This window comes from Streptomyces triculaminicus (assembly GCF_017349075.1).
Classification (GTDB): domain Bacteria; phylum Actinomycetota; class Actinomycetes; order Streptomycetales; family Streptomycetaceae; genus Streptomyces; species Streptomyces triculaminicus.
The window spans coordinates 1892025-1905782 of sequence record NZ_JAFMOF010000001.1; the positions used below are offsets into that span (position 1 = coordinate 1892025).

Annotated in this window: 12 protein-coding genes; 2 read left to right on the forward strand and 10 right to left on the reverse strand. The window is 70.7% G+C overall.

Annotation, left to right across the window (positions count from 1 at the left end):
• Window positions 1-36 precede the first annotated feature (36 nt).
• Complete coding sequence (locus J1792_RS08890; protein WP_086572612.1) at window positions 37-639, forward strand: TetR/AcrR family transcriptional regulator; 603 nt, start codon at window positions 37-39, stop codon at window positions 637-639.
• Between the two features lie 68 nt (window positions 640-707).
• Here the strand turns inward: J1792_RS08890 and J1792_RS08895 are convergent, their stop codons facing one another.
• From J1792_RS08895 to J1792_RS08905, 3 genes are all read right to left on the reverse strand, one after another.
• A complete protein-coding gene (locus tag J1792_RS08895; protein ID WP_086572614.1) occupies window positions 708-1079 on the reverse strand; it encodes a peptidase inhibitor family I36 protein in 372 nt (123 codons plus the stop codon).
• Entirely contained in the window at window positions 1076-1651 is a 576-nt protein-coding gene (locus J1792_RS08900) for a hypothetical protein (RefSeq protein WP_372446081.1), read from the reverse strand. The genes J1792_RS08895 and J1792_RS08900 overlap by 4 nt, the downstream gene beginning before the upstream one ends.
• 250 nt (window positions 1652-1901) lie before the next feature.
• Window positions 1902-2627, reverse strand: a complete 726-nt coding sequence (locus tag J1792_RS08905; protein ID WP_086572615.1) for a TetR/AcrR family transcriptional regulator — start codon at window positions 2625-2627, stop codon at window positions 1902-1904.
• Window positions 2628-2749: 122 nt separating this feature from the next.
• On the opposite strand from J1792_RS08905, the gene J1792_RS08910 reads away from it, so the two are divergent.
• Complete coding sequence (locus J1792_RS08910) at window positions 2750-5032, forward strand: S9 family peptidase (RefSeq protein WP_086572617.1); 2283 nt, start codon at window positions 2750-2752, stop codon at window positions 5030-5032.
• Window positions 5033-5112: 80 nt separating this feature from the next.
• Here the strand turns inward: J1792_RS08910 and J1792_RS08915 are convergent, their stop codons facing one another.
• From J1792_RS08915 to J1792_RS08945, 7 genes are all read right to left on the reverse strand, one after another.
• Window positions 5113-6396: a thymidine phosphorylase gene (locus J1792_RS08915; RefSeq protein ID WP_086572619.1), complete on the reverse strand. Its 1284-nt coding sequence runs from the start codon at window positions 6394-6396 to the stop codon at window positions 5113-5115.
• Window positions 6397-6492: 96 nt separating this feature from the next.
• Complete coding sequence (locus J1792_RS08920; protein WP_278251586.1) at window positions 6493-6876, reverse strand: cytidine deaminase; 384 nt, start codon at window positions 6874-6876, stop codon at window positions 6493-6495.
• A gap of 11 nt (window positions 6877-6887) precedes the next feature.
• Entirely contained in the window at window positions 6888-8180 is a 1293-nt protein-coding gene (locus J1792_RS08925) for an ABC transporter permease (RefSeq protein WP_242705367.1), read from the reverse strand.
• Window positions 8177-9283, reverse strand: a complete 1107-nt coding sequence (locus tag J1792_RS08930; RefSeq protein WP_086572622.1) for an ABC transporter permease — start codon at window positions 9281-9283, stop codon at window positions 8177-8179. The genes J1792_RS08925 and J1792_RS08930 overlap by 4 nt, the downstream gene beginning before the upstream one ends.
• Window positions 9280-10989, reverse strand: a complete 1710-nt coding sequence (locus J1792_RS08935) for an ABC transporter ATP-binding protein (protein WP_086572623.1) — start codon at window positions 10987-10989, stop codon at window positions 9280-9282. The genes J1792_RS08930 and J1792_RS08935 overlap by 4 nt, the downstream gene beginning before the upstream one ends.
• A 276-nt stretch (window positions 10990-11265) precedes the next feature.
• A complete protein-coding gene (locus tag J1792_RS08940) occupies window positions 11266-12297 on the reverse strand; it encodes a BMP family lipoprotein (RefSeq protein WP_086572634.1) in 1032 nt (343 codons plus the stop codon).
• A 130-nt stretch (window positions 12298-12427) separates the two neighbouring features.
• Entirely contained in the window at window positions 12428-13660 is a 1233-nt protein-coding gene (locus J1792_RS08945; protein WP_086572636.1) for an amidohydrolase, read from the reverse strand.
• Window positions 13661-13758: the final 98 nt, after the last annotated feature.

The following is a 13758-nucleotide window of genomic DNA, read 5'->3' on the forward strand; positions in this document are numbered from 1 at the left end:
TACACAACAAGTGTTATGAGTATGTACCGTAGCAGCATGCCACGCACCAAGGGGGACCACGAAGCCCGTCGCCGCGACGTATCCGAGGCGGTCTGGCGGGTGCTGGCCGCGCACGGCTTCGGGGGGCTGACGCTCCGCGCGGTCGCCGCCGAACTCGACGCGACCACCGGCCTGCTCACCCACTACTTCCCCGCCAAACGCGACCTCCTCGCGCACGCCCTCGACCTGCTCGAACAGCGGACCTCCGCCCGCCCCCGGCCCGCCGGCGGGGACGGCCTGTCCGCCGTGCGGACCGCGCTGCTCGGCATCCTTCCGCTGACGGCCGAGGCCACCGCGAGCAACCGGATCTGGGTGTCCTCCTGGGACACCGCGCTCGCCGATCCCGCCGTGAGCGCGAACCACGCCCGCATGTACGCGCAGAGCCGCGACCGGCTGCGCGACCTGGTCGCCACGGCCCAGCGGCTCGGCGAGCTGCCGGCCGGGGATCCGGCGCGCATCGCGGAGGGCGCCCAGTCCTTCGTACTCGGCCTGGTGGTGCAGGCCCTGCTCAACCCCACGGCGTTCCCGCCCGACCGCCAGGCCGGGCTCCTCGACGACTACCTGGCCGCGCTGGCCTCCGCCCCGCCCTCGCCGCGCTGACCCGGGCGCACCACGGGCCGCCCCGCCGGGTGGCGGAGCGGCCCGTAGGACCGGCCGGAGCGGAAGGATCAGCAGCGGGCGGTCCAGGTGTGGGAGCCGCCCTTGTCGTTGGCGCCCTGGTTGTAGCCGACCTCCTGGCCGGGCGCCAGGCAGAGCGTCACCTTCCCTGTCAGTTCGCGGCCGTCGTACACCTTGACGTGGTCCTTCACGCCCGGCCCGGAGACGCCGTGGTTGGCCCATGAGGAGTCCTGATTGTTCATGTTCCCCTCCCACCAGTGGTCGTCGCCGCTGTGCTCGATCTTCATGCCGTCGAAGTTGGCGTGCGTCCAGACGCAGAAGTAGCCGCTGCGGCAGTTCGCCGCCTGCGCGGTGACCGATGTCGTCAGGACGGCGCCGGCGGAGATCAGGGCCGCCGTGAGGAGTGCGGTGAGGCGCTTCATGGTCGTGGGTCTCCTGTCGGTGGTGGGTCGGCGAGCAGGGTGGTGGATTCGGTGAGCGCGTGGGCGCGCAGGCGCCGCCATTCGTCGAGCTCGGCGTGGTGCAGGGCGCGGACCTCGGCGACGGTGCGGTGGGTGCTGTCGGCTTCGGGGCGGAGGTTGTTGACGATCACCGAGGCCCGGAACCAGCGGCGCTGGTCGCCGTAGAGCCGCTGCTGGGCGGCGGCCAGGCAGCCGTCGGTGTGGGCGCGTACGACGTAGCCGGTGGGCAGGGCTACGGACAGTTCGGCCGGGCCCGCGCCGAAGAGGGCGGCGGTGACGCGCTGTTGTTCGGCGGCGGGCGGGGGGCTCTGGCCGGGACGCGGCGGGGTGAGGCCCCGGCGGGTCAGGCAGGCGTCGGTGAGGAGGCCGGTGGCGGCCTTGATCACCTCTTCCGGTGCGGGCGGAGGCGGCGCGGGGGCCGCGCAACCGGCCAGGAGGCCGGCCATGAGAAGGCAGCAGGTCGTCAGGAGGCAGCGGGTCGTCAGGAGCAGGAGGCCGGCCCGCGGCCCCGCGGTCCGTGCGGGAAGGCGCATCTGGGGATCAGGCCGGTTCGCGCCTCGCGGTGGCGAACGCGGCGGTGTGTGTGACGAGTTGGCGCATGCGGGCCGTCCCCCGGGTGGCAGCGGTCGTGCTCGGCACGGCCACACTCCCCACCGTGTGCGCGGGCATGCGTCGCATCACCCGAAGAGGTGATCAAGCCCCTCGTCGGGCGACGCGGCCGCCGTCGCGACCCCGCGGGCGTCAGCGCGGCCTCGCGGGCGTCATCGCCCGGCCCCGCGGCCGTCAGCGCCGGGGCTCGAACCCGTCCAGGATGTGGTTCAGGCCGCGGGTGAAGTCCTCCTCGCGGGTGCGCTGCGGGTCCTTGTCGCCGTCGGGCGCGTACAGCCGGCGCAGTCGCGGGTAGGGCTCGACGGCTCGCCGGACCGCGGGCCAGGCCTGCTCCGCCCACTCGTCCTGCGTCAGGCCGGAGCCGGCGAGCTTGGTGAGCCACGCCGCCTCGGCGCTCGTCATGCCCATCACGTAGGCGACGACGGTGCTCAGGGCGCTGTCGGCGGCCTCGAGGCCGAAGCCGGCCGACTCGAGGAGCGCGAGCATGTCGTCGGTGATGCGCATGAGGTTGGGGCCCAGGTAGGACAGGCCGGCGCCGCCGATGACCGAGACGGCCCAGGGGTGGCGGAGGAGCATCGCGCGGATGCCGCCCGCGGTGTCGATGACGGCCTCGCGCCAGGCGGCCGGGTCGGTGACGGTCGACACCCGCAGCTCGCCGTAGATCTCGTCGAGAACCAGCTCGATCAGTTCGTCCTTGCTGGCCACGTGCCGGTAGAGCGAGGTGGCTCCGGCGCTCAGGCGGGCGCCCAGCCTGCGCATGCTCAGCGCGTGGAGGCCTTCGGCGTCGAGCAGCCGGACGGCCTCGGCGACGATCTGCTCCCGGCTGAGCGCCGGCTGGTCGCGCCGGCCGCGGGGCGGGCGGGTCCATACCGAAGAGATCTGCTGGTCATCGGCCGTCATGAGGCCTCCTCTCGTACCGGGTCAGGCTAGCGCGCGCCGGACGACCTTGCGCACATCGTTCGCATTGCGTACGGTGTGCGCATCGAGCGAACACCGTACGCATGAACTTCCGGGGGGATCCCATGACCACCGCACGACTCGACGCGACCGCCTACCGAACCGCCGAGCAGCTGCTGCGGCACAACCGCTCGCGGCTCGTCCACGGCGGCCGCGTCCGGCCGCGCTGGATCGAGGGCGGCGACCGCTTCTGGTACACCGTCGACACCGAGGCCGGCCGGCGCTTCGTCCTCGTGGACCCGCGGAACGGCACCCGCGAGCCGGCGTTCGACCACGAGCGTCTCGCCGCCGCCCTGGCGGCCGCCTCCGGGCAGGACGTGGACGCGGCGGCACTGCCGTTCGCGGCGATCGAGCCCACCGAGGGCCATGTGGAGTTCGACGCGTTCGACGCCCACTGGCGGTGCTCGCTCGAGACCTACGGGTGCGAGAAGGCCGAGCGCGAGGGCCAGTCCGGCGGCTTCCTGGACATCCCCTCCCCCGACGGGGAGCAGGCGGTGTTCCTGCGCGACCACGACCTGTGGGTGCGCTCGGCGGACGGCCGGGAACGCGCCCTGACCACCGACGGCGAGGCCGACCACGCCTACGGGACCAGCCCCTTCTCCCCCACCGTCCTGCTGGAGAAGATGGGCATATCCCACCTGCCGCCCGCCCTGGCCTGGTCGCCCGACTCGACGCGCGTCCTGACCCACCGCACCGACCAGCGCGAGGTGCGTACGACGCACCTGGTGGAGGCGGCGCCGGCCGACGGCGGCGCGCCGCGACTGATCACCCAGCGGTACGCGTTCCCCGGTGACGAGCGGATTCCGCTCGGCGAGTTCGTCGTGCTCGACGTCGCCACGGGCGAGGCGGTGCGCGCGGAGACCGGGCCGGAGCCGTTGCCGCTCATGTCGCCGATCACGACCAAGTGGGCCTGGTGGGCCGAGGACGGCTCGGCGGTGTACCACCTGAACGGCTCGCGCGACGGGCGCCGCCTGCGGCTGGACCGGCTGGACGCCGCCACGGGCAAGGTGACCGCGGTGGTGACCGAGACCGGCGACACGCGCGTGGAACCCGCCCAGCAGCAGCGCCAGGCGCCCATGGTCAAGGTGCTGGCGGGCGGGGCCGAGGTGCTCTGGTACTCCCAGCGGGACGGATGGGGACACCTCTACCTCTACGACGCGCGCACCGGCGAGGTGCGCCGGCAGGTGACGTCGGGCCGGTGGGCGGTGCAGGAGATCCTGCGCGTCGACGAGGACCGGCGGGTGGTGTACTTCGTCGCCTCCGGGCTGATCGAGGCCGACCCCTACCGCCGCTCCGTGTGCCGCGTGGGGCTCGACGGCACCGGCTTCGTACGCCTGACCGACGACGACCTCGACCACGTCGTGACCCTGCCGGAAAGCGGTCGGTACTTCATCGACTCCGCGTCCACCAGCACCACTCCCCCAGTGATCACCGTGCGGGACTGGGACGGACGGGTCCTCGTCGAGCTTGAGCGCGCCGACATCGGCCGGCTGCTCGCCACGGGCTGGACGCCCCCGGAGCCCTTCCGCGTCAAGGCCGCCGACGGCGTCACCGACATCCACGGCGTCCTCCACCGCCCGCACGACTTCGACCCCGACCGCCGCTACCCCGTCATCGACCACCCCTACCCCGGCCCGCACATGCGGCGCGGATCCGCGTCCTTCGACAACGCGTTCTTCCAGCCCGACGCCGAGGCCGTGGCCGCCCTCGGATTCGTCGTCGTCGCGCTCGACGGGCGCGGCACGCCCGGCCGGGACAAGGCCTTCCACGACGCCTCGGACCGGAACCTGGCCGACGCCGGCGGCATGGCCGACCACGTGGCGGCGCTGCGGCAGCTCGCCGCCGAGCGGCCCTGGATGGACCTCGACCGGGTGGGGATCTTCGGCATCTCGGGCGGCGGCTACGCGACCGTACGGGCCATGTGCGACTTCCCCGAGGTCTTCAAGGTCGGCGTCTCCGAGGCGGGCAACCACGAGAACCGGAACTACCACCTGTGGTGGGCCGAGACCTACGACGGCCAGGACCCGGAGGTCTGGGCCCGCTCGTCCAACGTGGAGGCCGCCGACCGCCTCGAGGGCAAGCTGCTGCTGGTCCACGGCGGCATGGACGACAACGTCCACCCCCATCTGACGCTGCGCCTGGCCGAGCGCCTCATCGCCGCCGACAAGGACTTCGAGCTGCTGATCGTCCCCGGCGCCGAGCACATCTTCGCCGGCTACGAGCACTACGTCACCCGGCGCCGGTGGGACTTCCTGGTCCGCAACCTCCTGGGCGTCGAGCCGCCGGAGGGCTACCGCCTGACCCCGGCACCGTTCGACTTCGACGTCATCGCGGACATCTTCGGCTGACGTCGCCGGTGCCGGTGCCGATGAAACGACAGAGCCCCCGCCTGAAAAGGCGGGGGCTCTGTTCGATCGACGCGCGTCGCTTACGCGATGCGGTCCAGCACGATCGGGTTCGGCGTGAAGGCCGTGCCCGCCGGGGAGATCTCCACGCCGCCCTCGAGGGCCTTGAGGGCGTAGTCGAACTTCTCCGGGGTGTCGGTGTGCAGCGTCATGAGCGGCTGGCCGGCCGTGACCGTGTCACCCGGCTTGGCGTGCATCTCGATGCCCGCGCCGGCCTGCACCGGGTCCTCCTTGCGGGCGCGGCCGGCGCCCAGGCGCCAGGCGGAGACGCCGACGGCGTACGCGTCGAGCGCGGTGAGGACGCCGGAGGCGGAGGCCGTCACCACGTGCTGCTCGCGGGCGACCGGCAGGGTGGCGTCCGGGTCGCCGCCCTGGGCGATGATCATGCGGCGCCAGTGGTCCATGGCCGAGCCGTCGGCGAGGGCCTTGGCCGGGTCGGCGTCCTTGATGCCGGCCGCGTCGAGCATCTCGCGGGCCAGGGCGATGGTGAGCTCGACGACGTCCGCCGGGCCGCCGCCCGCCAGCACCTCGACCGACTCGCGGACCTCGAGGGCGTTGCCCGCGGTGAGGCCGAGCGGGGTGGACATGTCGGTGAGCAGGGCGACGGTCTTGACGCCGTGGTCCGTGCCGAGGCCGACCATGGTGGAGGCGAGCTCGCGGGCGTCGGCGATGTTCTTCATGAACGCGCCGGAGCCGACCTTGACGTCGAGGACGAGCGAGCCCGTACCCTCGGCGATCTTCTTCGACATGATGGAGGAGGCGATCAGCGGGATGGCCTCGACCGTGCCGGTGACGTCGCGCAGCGCGTAGAGCTTCTTGTCGGCCGGGGCCAGGCCGTCGCCCGCGGCGCAGATGACGGAGCCGACGTTGCGCAGGACGTCCATCATCTCGTCGTTGGAGAGCAGCGCGCGCCAGCCGGGGATGGACTCCAGCTTGTCCAGGGTGCCGCCGGTGTGGCCGAGGCCGCGGCCGGAGAGCTGGGGCACGGCCGCGCCGCAGGCGGCGACGAGCGGGGCCAGCGGCAGGGTGATCTTGTCGCCGACGCCGCCGGTGGAGTGCTTGTCCGCGGTGGGGACGGGCAGGGAGGAGAAGTCCATGCGCTCGCCGGACTTGATCATCGCGGCGGTCCAGCGGGCGATCTCGGCCCGGTCCATGCCGTTGAGCAGGATGGCCATGGCGAGCGAGGACATCTGCTCGTCGGCGACCTCACCGCGCGTGTACGCGTCGATCATCCAGTCGATCTGCTCGTCGGTCAGACGGCCGCGGTCACGCTTGGTGCGGATAACGGAAATGGCGTCCATCAGCACATTTTCCTTTGGGTTCGTAGTCCTCAGGTCTTTCCGGGGCCGGAAAGTGACCCGGACGGGCTGAAATATCAGCCCGTCCGGCGCTTGGGTACATCTTCAACGATTCAGGTCGGCGGGCCCAAACGCGTCCGGCAGCAGCTCGGCCAGCGGGCGGATGCCCGAGACCGTGTCCACCTCCAGCTCCGGGCCGCCGTGTTCCCACAGCAGCTGCCGGCAGCGGCCGCACGGCATCAGGATGTTGCCGTGGCGGTCGCAGCAGGTGAAGTGCGTCAGGCGGCCGCCGCCGGTGGCGATCAGCTCGGAGACCATGCCGCACTCGGCGCACAGGGCGACGCCGTAGGCGGCGTTCTCCACGTTGCAGCCGCTCACGGTGCGGCCGTCGTCCACGAGGGCCGCGGAACCGACGGGGAAGCCCGAGTACGGGGCGTAGGCCCGGGACATGGCGTCCCGGGCCTGCGCACGGAGGTCTTCCCAGTTCACGGAAGAGCTCACTACTTGCCCTGACCCTTCCGGTAGGGCTGACCGTCGGCCTTCGGCGGCCGCAGACGCTGCGCCGAGAGCGACAGCACCAGCAGGGTCGCGACGTACGGGGTGGCGTCGACGAACTCCAGCGGCACGGTGGTGGTGAGCAGGTACCAGGCGACGAGCGCCGCGACGACGATCGAGCTGACGATCGCCTGCCGGCTCTTGCCCTTCTTCAGCTGCCACACCACGAGGCCGATCAGCAGCACGGCGACGAGCAGCAGCAGCGCGTGGACGGTCGGGCCGCCCGAGCGCAGCTGGAGGCTGTCCATGAAGCCGAACAGGCCGGCGCCCATCGCGACGCCGCCAGGACGCCAGTTACCGAAGATCATCGTGGCGAGACCGATGTAGCCGCGGCCACCCGTCTGACCGTCGGAGTACATGTGCGTGCCGATGGCCAGGAACGCGCCGCCGAGACCCGCGAGGGCGCCGGAGACGACCACGGCCGCGTACTTGTACGTGTAGACGTTGACGCCGAGGGACTCGGCCGCCACCGGGCTCTCGCCGCAGGACCGCAGGCGCAGGCCGAACGCCGAGCGCCACAGCACGAAGAACGTGCCGACGAACAGCAGCGCCGCGACGATGGTCAGCCAGGACACGTCGGAGACGAGGCCGTTGAGGATGCCGGCGATGTCGGAGACGAAGAACCAGTGGTGCTTCTCGATCGAGTGCAGCCAGTCGGACAGGCCGGGGACCGAGAAGTGGCCCATGTTCTCCATGACGGGCGACTGCTTGTCGTTGCCGCCCGCCTGCTGCGCCGCGCTGCCCTCGGCGCCGAACCACAGCTTGGCCAGGTACTGGGTGAAGCCCAGCGCCAGGATGTTGATCGCCACACCGGAGATGATGTGGTCGACGTTGAAGGTGACGGTGGCGATGGCGTGCACGACGCCGCCGATGGCGCCGCCGATCACACCGGCCAGGGCGGCCGCCCACGGGCCGTGCTGCCAGCCGATCCAGCCGGCACAGAACGTGCCGAGCATCATCATGCCCTCGAGGCCGATGTTGACGATGCCCGCCCGCTCGGCCCACAGGCCGCCGAGGCCGGCGAGGCCGATCGGCACGGCGGCGCCGAGGGCGCCGCTCCACTGGCCGGAGGAGGTCAGGTCCTCGGCGCTGGTGATGACCCGCAGGGCGGACAGCAGCAGCAGCGCGCCCGCGATCATCAGCAGGACGACGGGGTAGGAGAGCTTGCGCCTCCCACCGGCCGGCTTGTTCTTGCCGCTCAGTCGCTCGGAGAGCGCGGCGGTGAAGGTGGTGCTCACGCGGAAACCTCCGCCTTGTCGCTCTTACGGGCCTGGGCGGCGAGCTCCTCGCCGACCTTGCGCTGCTGGACCTTGAGTCCGTACCGGCGCACGATCTCGTAGGCGATGACGACGCACAGGACGATGACGCCCTGGATCACGCCGACGATCTCCTGGGCGTAGCCCTCGAACTCGAGCTGCGTGCCGGTGCGCTCCAGGAAGCCCCAGAGCAGGGCCGCGAGGGCCATGCCGATGGGGTTGTTGCGGCCGAGCAGCGCGATGGCGATGCCGGTGAAGCCGATACCGACGGGGAAGTCGGTGCCGTAGTTGTACGACACGCCGAGCAGGGTCGGCATGCCGACGAGGCCGGCCATGGCGCCGGAGAGCAGCATGGCGGTGATCACCATGCGCTTGACGCTGACGCCGCTGGCCTGGGCCGCGGACTCGGAACGGCCCACGGTGCGCAGGTCGAAGCCGAAGCGGGTGCGGTTGAGCACGAACCAGTAGGCGACGCCCGCGAGGGCCGCGATCACGACGAAGCCGTAGATGGGCTTGGGCTGGGTCGGGATCTCGAAGAACTGCGCGGAGTCGGGCAGGTAGGGCGTGTGGATCAGGTTGCCCTCCTTCTCCGCGAGCCGGCCGTCCTGAAGGAAGTAACCGATGATCGAGGCGCCGATGGCGTTCAGCATGATCGTGCTGATGACCTCGTTGACGCCCCGCGTGGTCTTCAGCAGACCGGCGATGCCCGCCCAGATCGCACCGACGATCATCGCGACGATGATGATCACCGGGATCTGGATGATGCCCGGCAGCGTCAGCGCGCCGCCGACGACGGCGGCGAAGAAGGCCGCGATGCGGTACTGGCCGTCGACGCCGATGTTGAACAGGTTCATCCGGAAGCCGATGGCCACGGCCAGCGCGGACAGGTAGTACGGCGTCGCCTTGTTGATGATCCAGACCTGGCTGTCGGCCTTGGAGCCGAAGTCGATCATGACCTCATAGGCGTGGAACGGATCCTGGCCGGTGGCGGCGATGATGATCGAGGTGATGGCCAGCGCGGCCACGATCGCCAGAACCGGGGCGGCCAGACCCAGGATCAGCTTGTCCTTGTCGAACTTCTTCACTTCGCGTCACCGCCTTCCTTCTTCTCGGACTTCTTGTCGGACTTCTTCTCGTCGGCCTTGTCGGCCTCGGCCTTGTCGGCCGTCTCCGGCTTCTCGGCCTTGGGCTCGTCGGCCGTCTCCGGCTTCTCGGCCGGCTCCGCCGGATCGGCGTCCCCGCCGTCCTTGGCGTCCTTGCCGTCCTCGCCGTCCTCCTGGTGCTCCAGGTGGCCGGACGCGGCGCCGGTCATGGCCGAGCCCAGCTCCTCCGGAGTGATCGTGGCCGGGTCGGCGTCGGCGACCAGACGGCCGCGGAACATCACCCGCAGGGTGTCGGAGAGGCCGATCAGCTCGTCCAGGTCCGCGGAGATCAGCAGCACGGCCAGGCCCTCGCGGCGCGCCTCGCGGATCTGGTCCCAGATCTGCGCCTGCGCGCCGACGTCCACGCCCCGGGTGGGGTGCGCGGCGATGAGCAGCTTGGGCAGGTGGCTCATCTCGCGGCCGACGATCAGCTTCTGCTGGTTGCCGCCGGAGAGCGAGGCCGCGGTGACCTCGATGCCGGGGGTGCGCACGTCGTACTCGCGCACGATGCGCTCGGTGTCGGCGCGGGCGGCCTTGATGTCGATGAGGCCGCGCTTGCTGTTGGGCTTCTCGGTGACGTGACCGAGGATGCGGTTCTCCCACAGCGGGGCCTCGAGCAGCAGGCCGTGGCGGTGACGGTCCTCGGGGATGTACCCGATGCCGTCCTCGCGGCGCTTGCGCGTGGGCGCCTTGGTGATGTCGGCGCCGTCGAGGGTGACGACACCGCCGTCCGGCGTGCGCATGCCCATGATGGCCTCGACGAGCTCGGCCTGGCCGTTGCCCTCCACGCCCGCGAGGCCGAGGACCTCGCCCTTGTGGATGGTGAAGGAGATGCCGTCGAGCACCGCGCGGACGACGCCGTCGGAGTCGGTGGCCGACAGGTGCAGGCCGTCGACGGTGAGCATCGGCACGTCGGTGACCGTGGACTCACGGGTCTCCGGCGACGGCAGCTCCTCGCCGACCATCAGCTCGGCGAGCTGCTTGGGCGTGGTCTCGCTGGGCACCGCGGTGCCGACGGTGGTGCCCCGGCGGATGACGGTGATGTCGTCCGCGACGGAGAGCACCTCGCCGAGCTTGTGCGAGATGAAGATGACCGTGAGGCCCTCGGACTTGAGCTCGCGCAGGTTGTCGAAGAGCGCGTCGACCTCCTGCGGCACCAGGACGGCGGTGGGCTCGTCGAGGATCAGCGTGCGGGCACCCCGGTAGAGGACCTTGAGGATCTCCACGCGCTGGCGGTCGGCGACGCCGAGGTCCTCGACGAGGACGTCGGGGCGCACGCCCAGACCGTAGGCGTCGGAGATCTCCTTGATCTTCGCGCGGGCCTTGCCGCCGATGCCGTGCAGCTTCTCGGCGCCGAGGACGACGTTCTCGAGGACGGTGAGGTTGTCGGCGAGCATGAAGTGCTGGTGCACCATGCCGATGCCGCGCGAGATGGCGTCCGCGGGCGTGTGCAGGGTGACCTGCTCACCGTCCAGGGTGATCGTGCCCTCGTCCGGCTTCTGCATGCCGTAGAGGATCTTCATCAGGGTCGACTTGCCGGCGCCGTTCTCGCCACAGAGGGCGTGAACGGTGCCGCGGCGGACCGTGAGGTGGATGTCGTGGTTGGCCACGACACCGGGGAACCGCTTGGTGATACCCGCGAGTTCCACCGCTGGGGCGGTACTGCTGGGCTCTTTGGTGGACGCTTTGATGGCGCACTCTCCTCGGAGAAAGGGAGCGGGAGCCGGATTGGGCCGTGCGGGGTAACGGAGAGGTCCGGCTGGGCGGAGGCGACGCTACACGCGTCAAGAGAACGCTACGCGCGTAGCGTTGGCTGGGGGTACCACCCAGCGTTAGCTGGGGGAGTATGTACGGGCCCGGCGGCGAGGATCGCTCCTCGCCGCCGGGCCCGCAGTCCTTACGGGCCGGTCAGCACCGGCCTGTGATCACGGGGTGGTGCGGACCTTGACCTGGCCGTCCGCGATCTTCTTCTTCGCGGCCTCGACCTTGTCCTTGATGTCGTCGATGAAGCCACCGGAGGTGGCCAGCGACACGCCGCCGTCCTTGAGCAGGTACGGGTGCGGGCCCGTGAGCGGCTTGCCGTCCTGGACGCTCTTGATGAGGTCGAAGACCGCCACGTCCACGTTCTTCACCACGGAGGTGAGGATCGAGGCCTTGTACTTGTCCAGACCCGGCTGCTGGTACTGGTCGGAGTCGACGCCGATCGCCCAGGCGCCCTTCTGACCGGCGATGGCCTCGATCGAGCCGTTGCCGGAGAGGCCGGCCGCGGTGTAGATCACGTCGACGCCCGAGTCGAGCATGCCCTTGGCCTTCTCCTTGGCGGCCGCCGGGTCGTTGAAGCCCTTGTCGTTGTTCGGGTACAGGTACTGCGAGGTGACCTCGACCTTGGAGTCGGTGTCCTTCGCGCCCTGCTCGAAGCCGGCCTGGAACTTCTGGATCAGGGCGTTGTTCACGCCACCGATGAAGCCGACCTTGTGGTTCTTGGACTTCAGCGCGGCGGCGACACCGGCGAGGTAGGAGCCCTCGTGCTCACCGAAGGTGATGCTGTCGATGTTCTTGCCCGGGGCAACCGAGTCCACGACCGCGAAGCTGGTCTTCGGGAAGTCCTTGGCGACCTTCTCGATCGACTTGGAGTAGTTGAAGCCCACGCCGATGACGGGGTTGTAGCCGGCCTCGGCGAGGGAGGACAGGCGCTGCTCGCGGTCCGCCTCGGTCTCGCCGTTCTTGGCGGTCATCATCTTGGACTTGACGCCCAGCTCCTTCTCCGCCTTGTCCACGCCACGGGCGGCGGACTCGTTGAAGGAGTGGTCGTCACGGCCGCCGACGTCGAACGCCAGGCCGACGCCCTTGGCCTTGGAGTCGCTGGACTCGGTCGAGGACTCACCGCAGGCGGTGAGAGTGAATGCGAGAGCCGCGGTGCTGATGCCCGCGACAGCGATGGTGGATACCCGGCGCACGAGGGGCCCCTTCACTCGAAGCGCCTCCGTTGGCGCTGGTTCGCGGGAATCGTAACGCGCGTAGATGCAGATAAAAGGGGTGCCTGCAAGCCGTTATCGATTCGTCGTTAACCAGACTTGACCGGATTGCCTACATACGGTTGCCATCCAGCATCGCGGCCGCCGTGAACAGCTCCACCCCGACCTCGATCGCCTTCTCATCCACGTCGAAATCTCCGCAATGCAGATCACGCAGGGTCGAATCGCCCACAGGGCGCACACCGAGCCGTGCCATGGCGCCGGGAACCCGCTCGAGGTACCAGGAGAAGTCCTCTCCGCCCAGGCTCTGCTCGGTGTCCTCCACGGCGTACCGGCCCCGGCGGGCGGTCATGGCGTTCCGCAGCAGTCCGGCGGCCTCGGCGTCGTTCACCACGGGCGGGACGCCGCGGGTGTAGTTGATCTCCGACTTGGCGCGGTGCAGGCCGGCGACCTCGTCGACGGCGGCGTGCACCAGGTCGGGCGCCTCCCGCCAGGTGCGCAGGTCAAGGCAGCGGACGGTGCCGGCGAGCTCGGCGTGCTGCGGGATGACGTTGCAGGCGTGCCCGGTCACCAGCCGCCCCCAGGTGACGGAGAGACCCGAACGGGCGTCGGCCCTTCGGGCGAGCACGGCGGGCACGTCGGTGGCCACCCGGGCGGCAGCGGTCACCAGGTCGGTGGTCAGGTGGGGGCGGGCGGTGTGGCCGCCGGCGCCGGCCAGGGTGACCTCGAGGCGGTCGCAGGCGGAGGTGATCGCTCCGGTGCGCAGCCCGATCCGGCCGACCTCCACCTTGGGGTCGCAGTGCACGGCCAGGATCCGGTCCACACCGTCCAGCACGCCGCACTCGATGGCGTCGAGGGCGCCGCCGGGCAGCACCTCCTCGGCGGGCTGGAAGATCAGCCGCACCGGGTGGGGCAACAGGCCTTTTTCGGCCAGGTCCGCGAGGACCAGTCCCGCGCCCAGGACGACGGTGGTGTGCACGTCGTGACCGCAGGCGTGAGCCATCTTGGGGACCGTCGAGCGGTAGGAGACGGTCTTGGTGTCCGGGATCGGCAGCGCGTCGATGTCGGCGCGCAGGGCGAGCACGGGACGGCCGGCGGCGGCGTACGAAGCGCCGTCGCGCCCGATGTCGCAGACGAGCCCCGTGCCACCGGTGAGGGTGCGCGGTCTGAGCCCTGCCTTCTCGAGCCTCGCCCGGAGCGCCGCGGTGGTGCGGAACTCACGCTTTCCCAGCTCGGGATGCATGTGCAAGTCCCGTCGGAACGCGATGAGTTCCTCGCGCAGCCCGGAGGGAAGCACACCGGGCAGTTCGCCGCGGGCGGTTTCGGAGTCGGTTTCGCAGGGCATCAGATGGTTCACCCTGCGAAGGGTAGAGCCCCGAATGGGGCAACTGTCCCTCAATCAAGAAAAGTTCAGCCGCATGGATGGGTCCGCCGAGGGGTATG

Bases quoted from the DNA above. Each gene is read 5' to 3' on its own strand.
- J1792_RS08890 (WP_086572612.1), top strand. From the start codon at position 37: ATGCCACGCACCAAGGGGGACCACGAAGCCCGTCGCCGCGACGTATCC.
- J1792_RS08895 (WP_086572614.1), bottom strand. From the start codon at position 1,079: ATGAAGCGCCTCACCGCACTCCTCACGGCGGCCCTGATCTCCGCCGGC.
- J1792_RS08900 (WP_372446081.1), bottom strand. From the start codon at position 1,651: ATGCGCCTTCCCGCACGGACCGCGGGGCCGCGGGCCGGCCTCCTGCTC.
- J1792_RS08905 (WP_086572615.1), bottom strand. From the start codon at position 2,627: ATGACGGCCGATGACCAGCAGATCTCTTCGGTATGGACCCGCCCGCCC.
- J1792_RS08910 (WP_086572617.1), top strand. From the start codon at position 2,750: ATGACCACCGCACGACTCGACGCGACCGCCTACCGAACCGCCGAGCAG.
- J1792_RS08945 (WP_086572636.1), bottom strand. From the start codon at position 13,660: ATGCCCTGCGAAACCGACTCCGAAACCGCCCGCGGCGAACTGCCCGGT.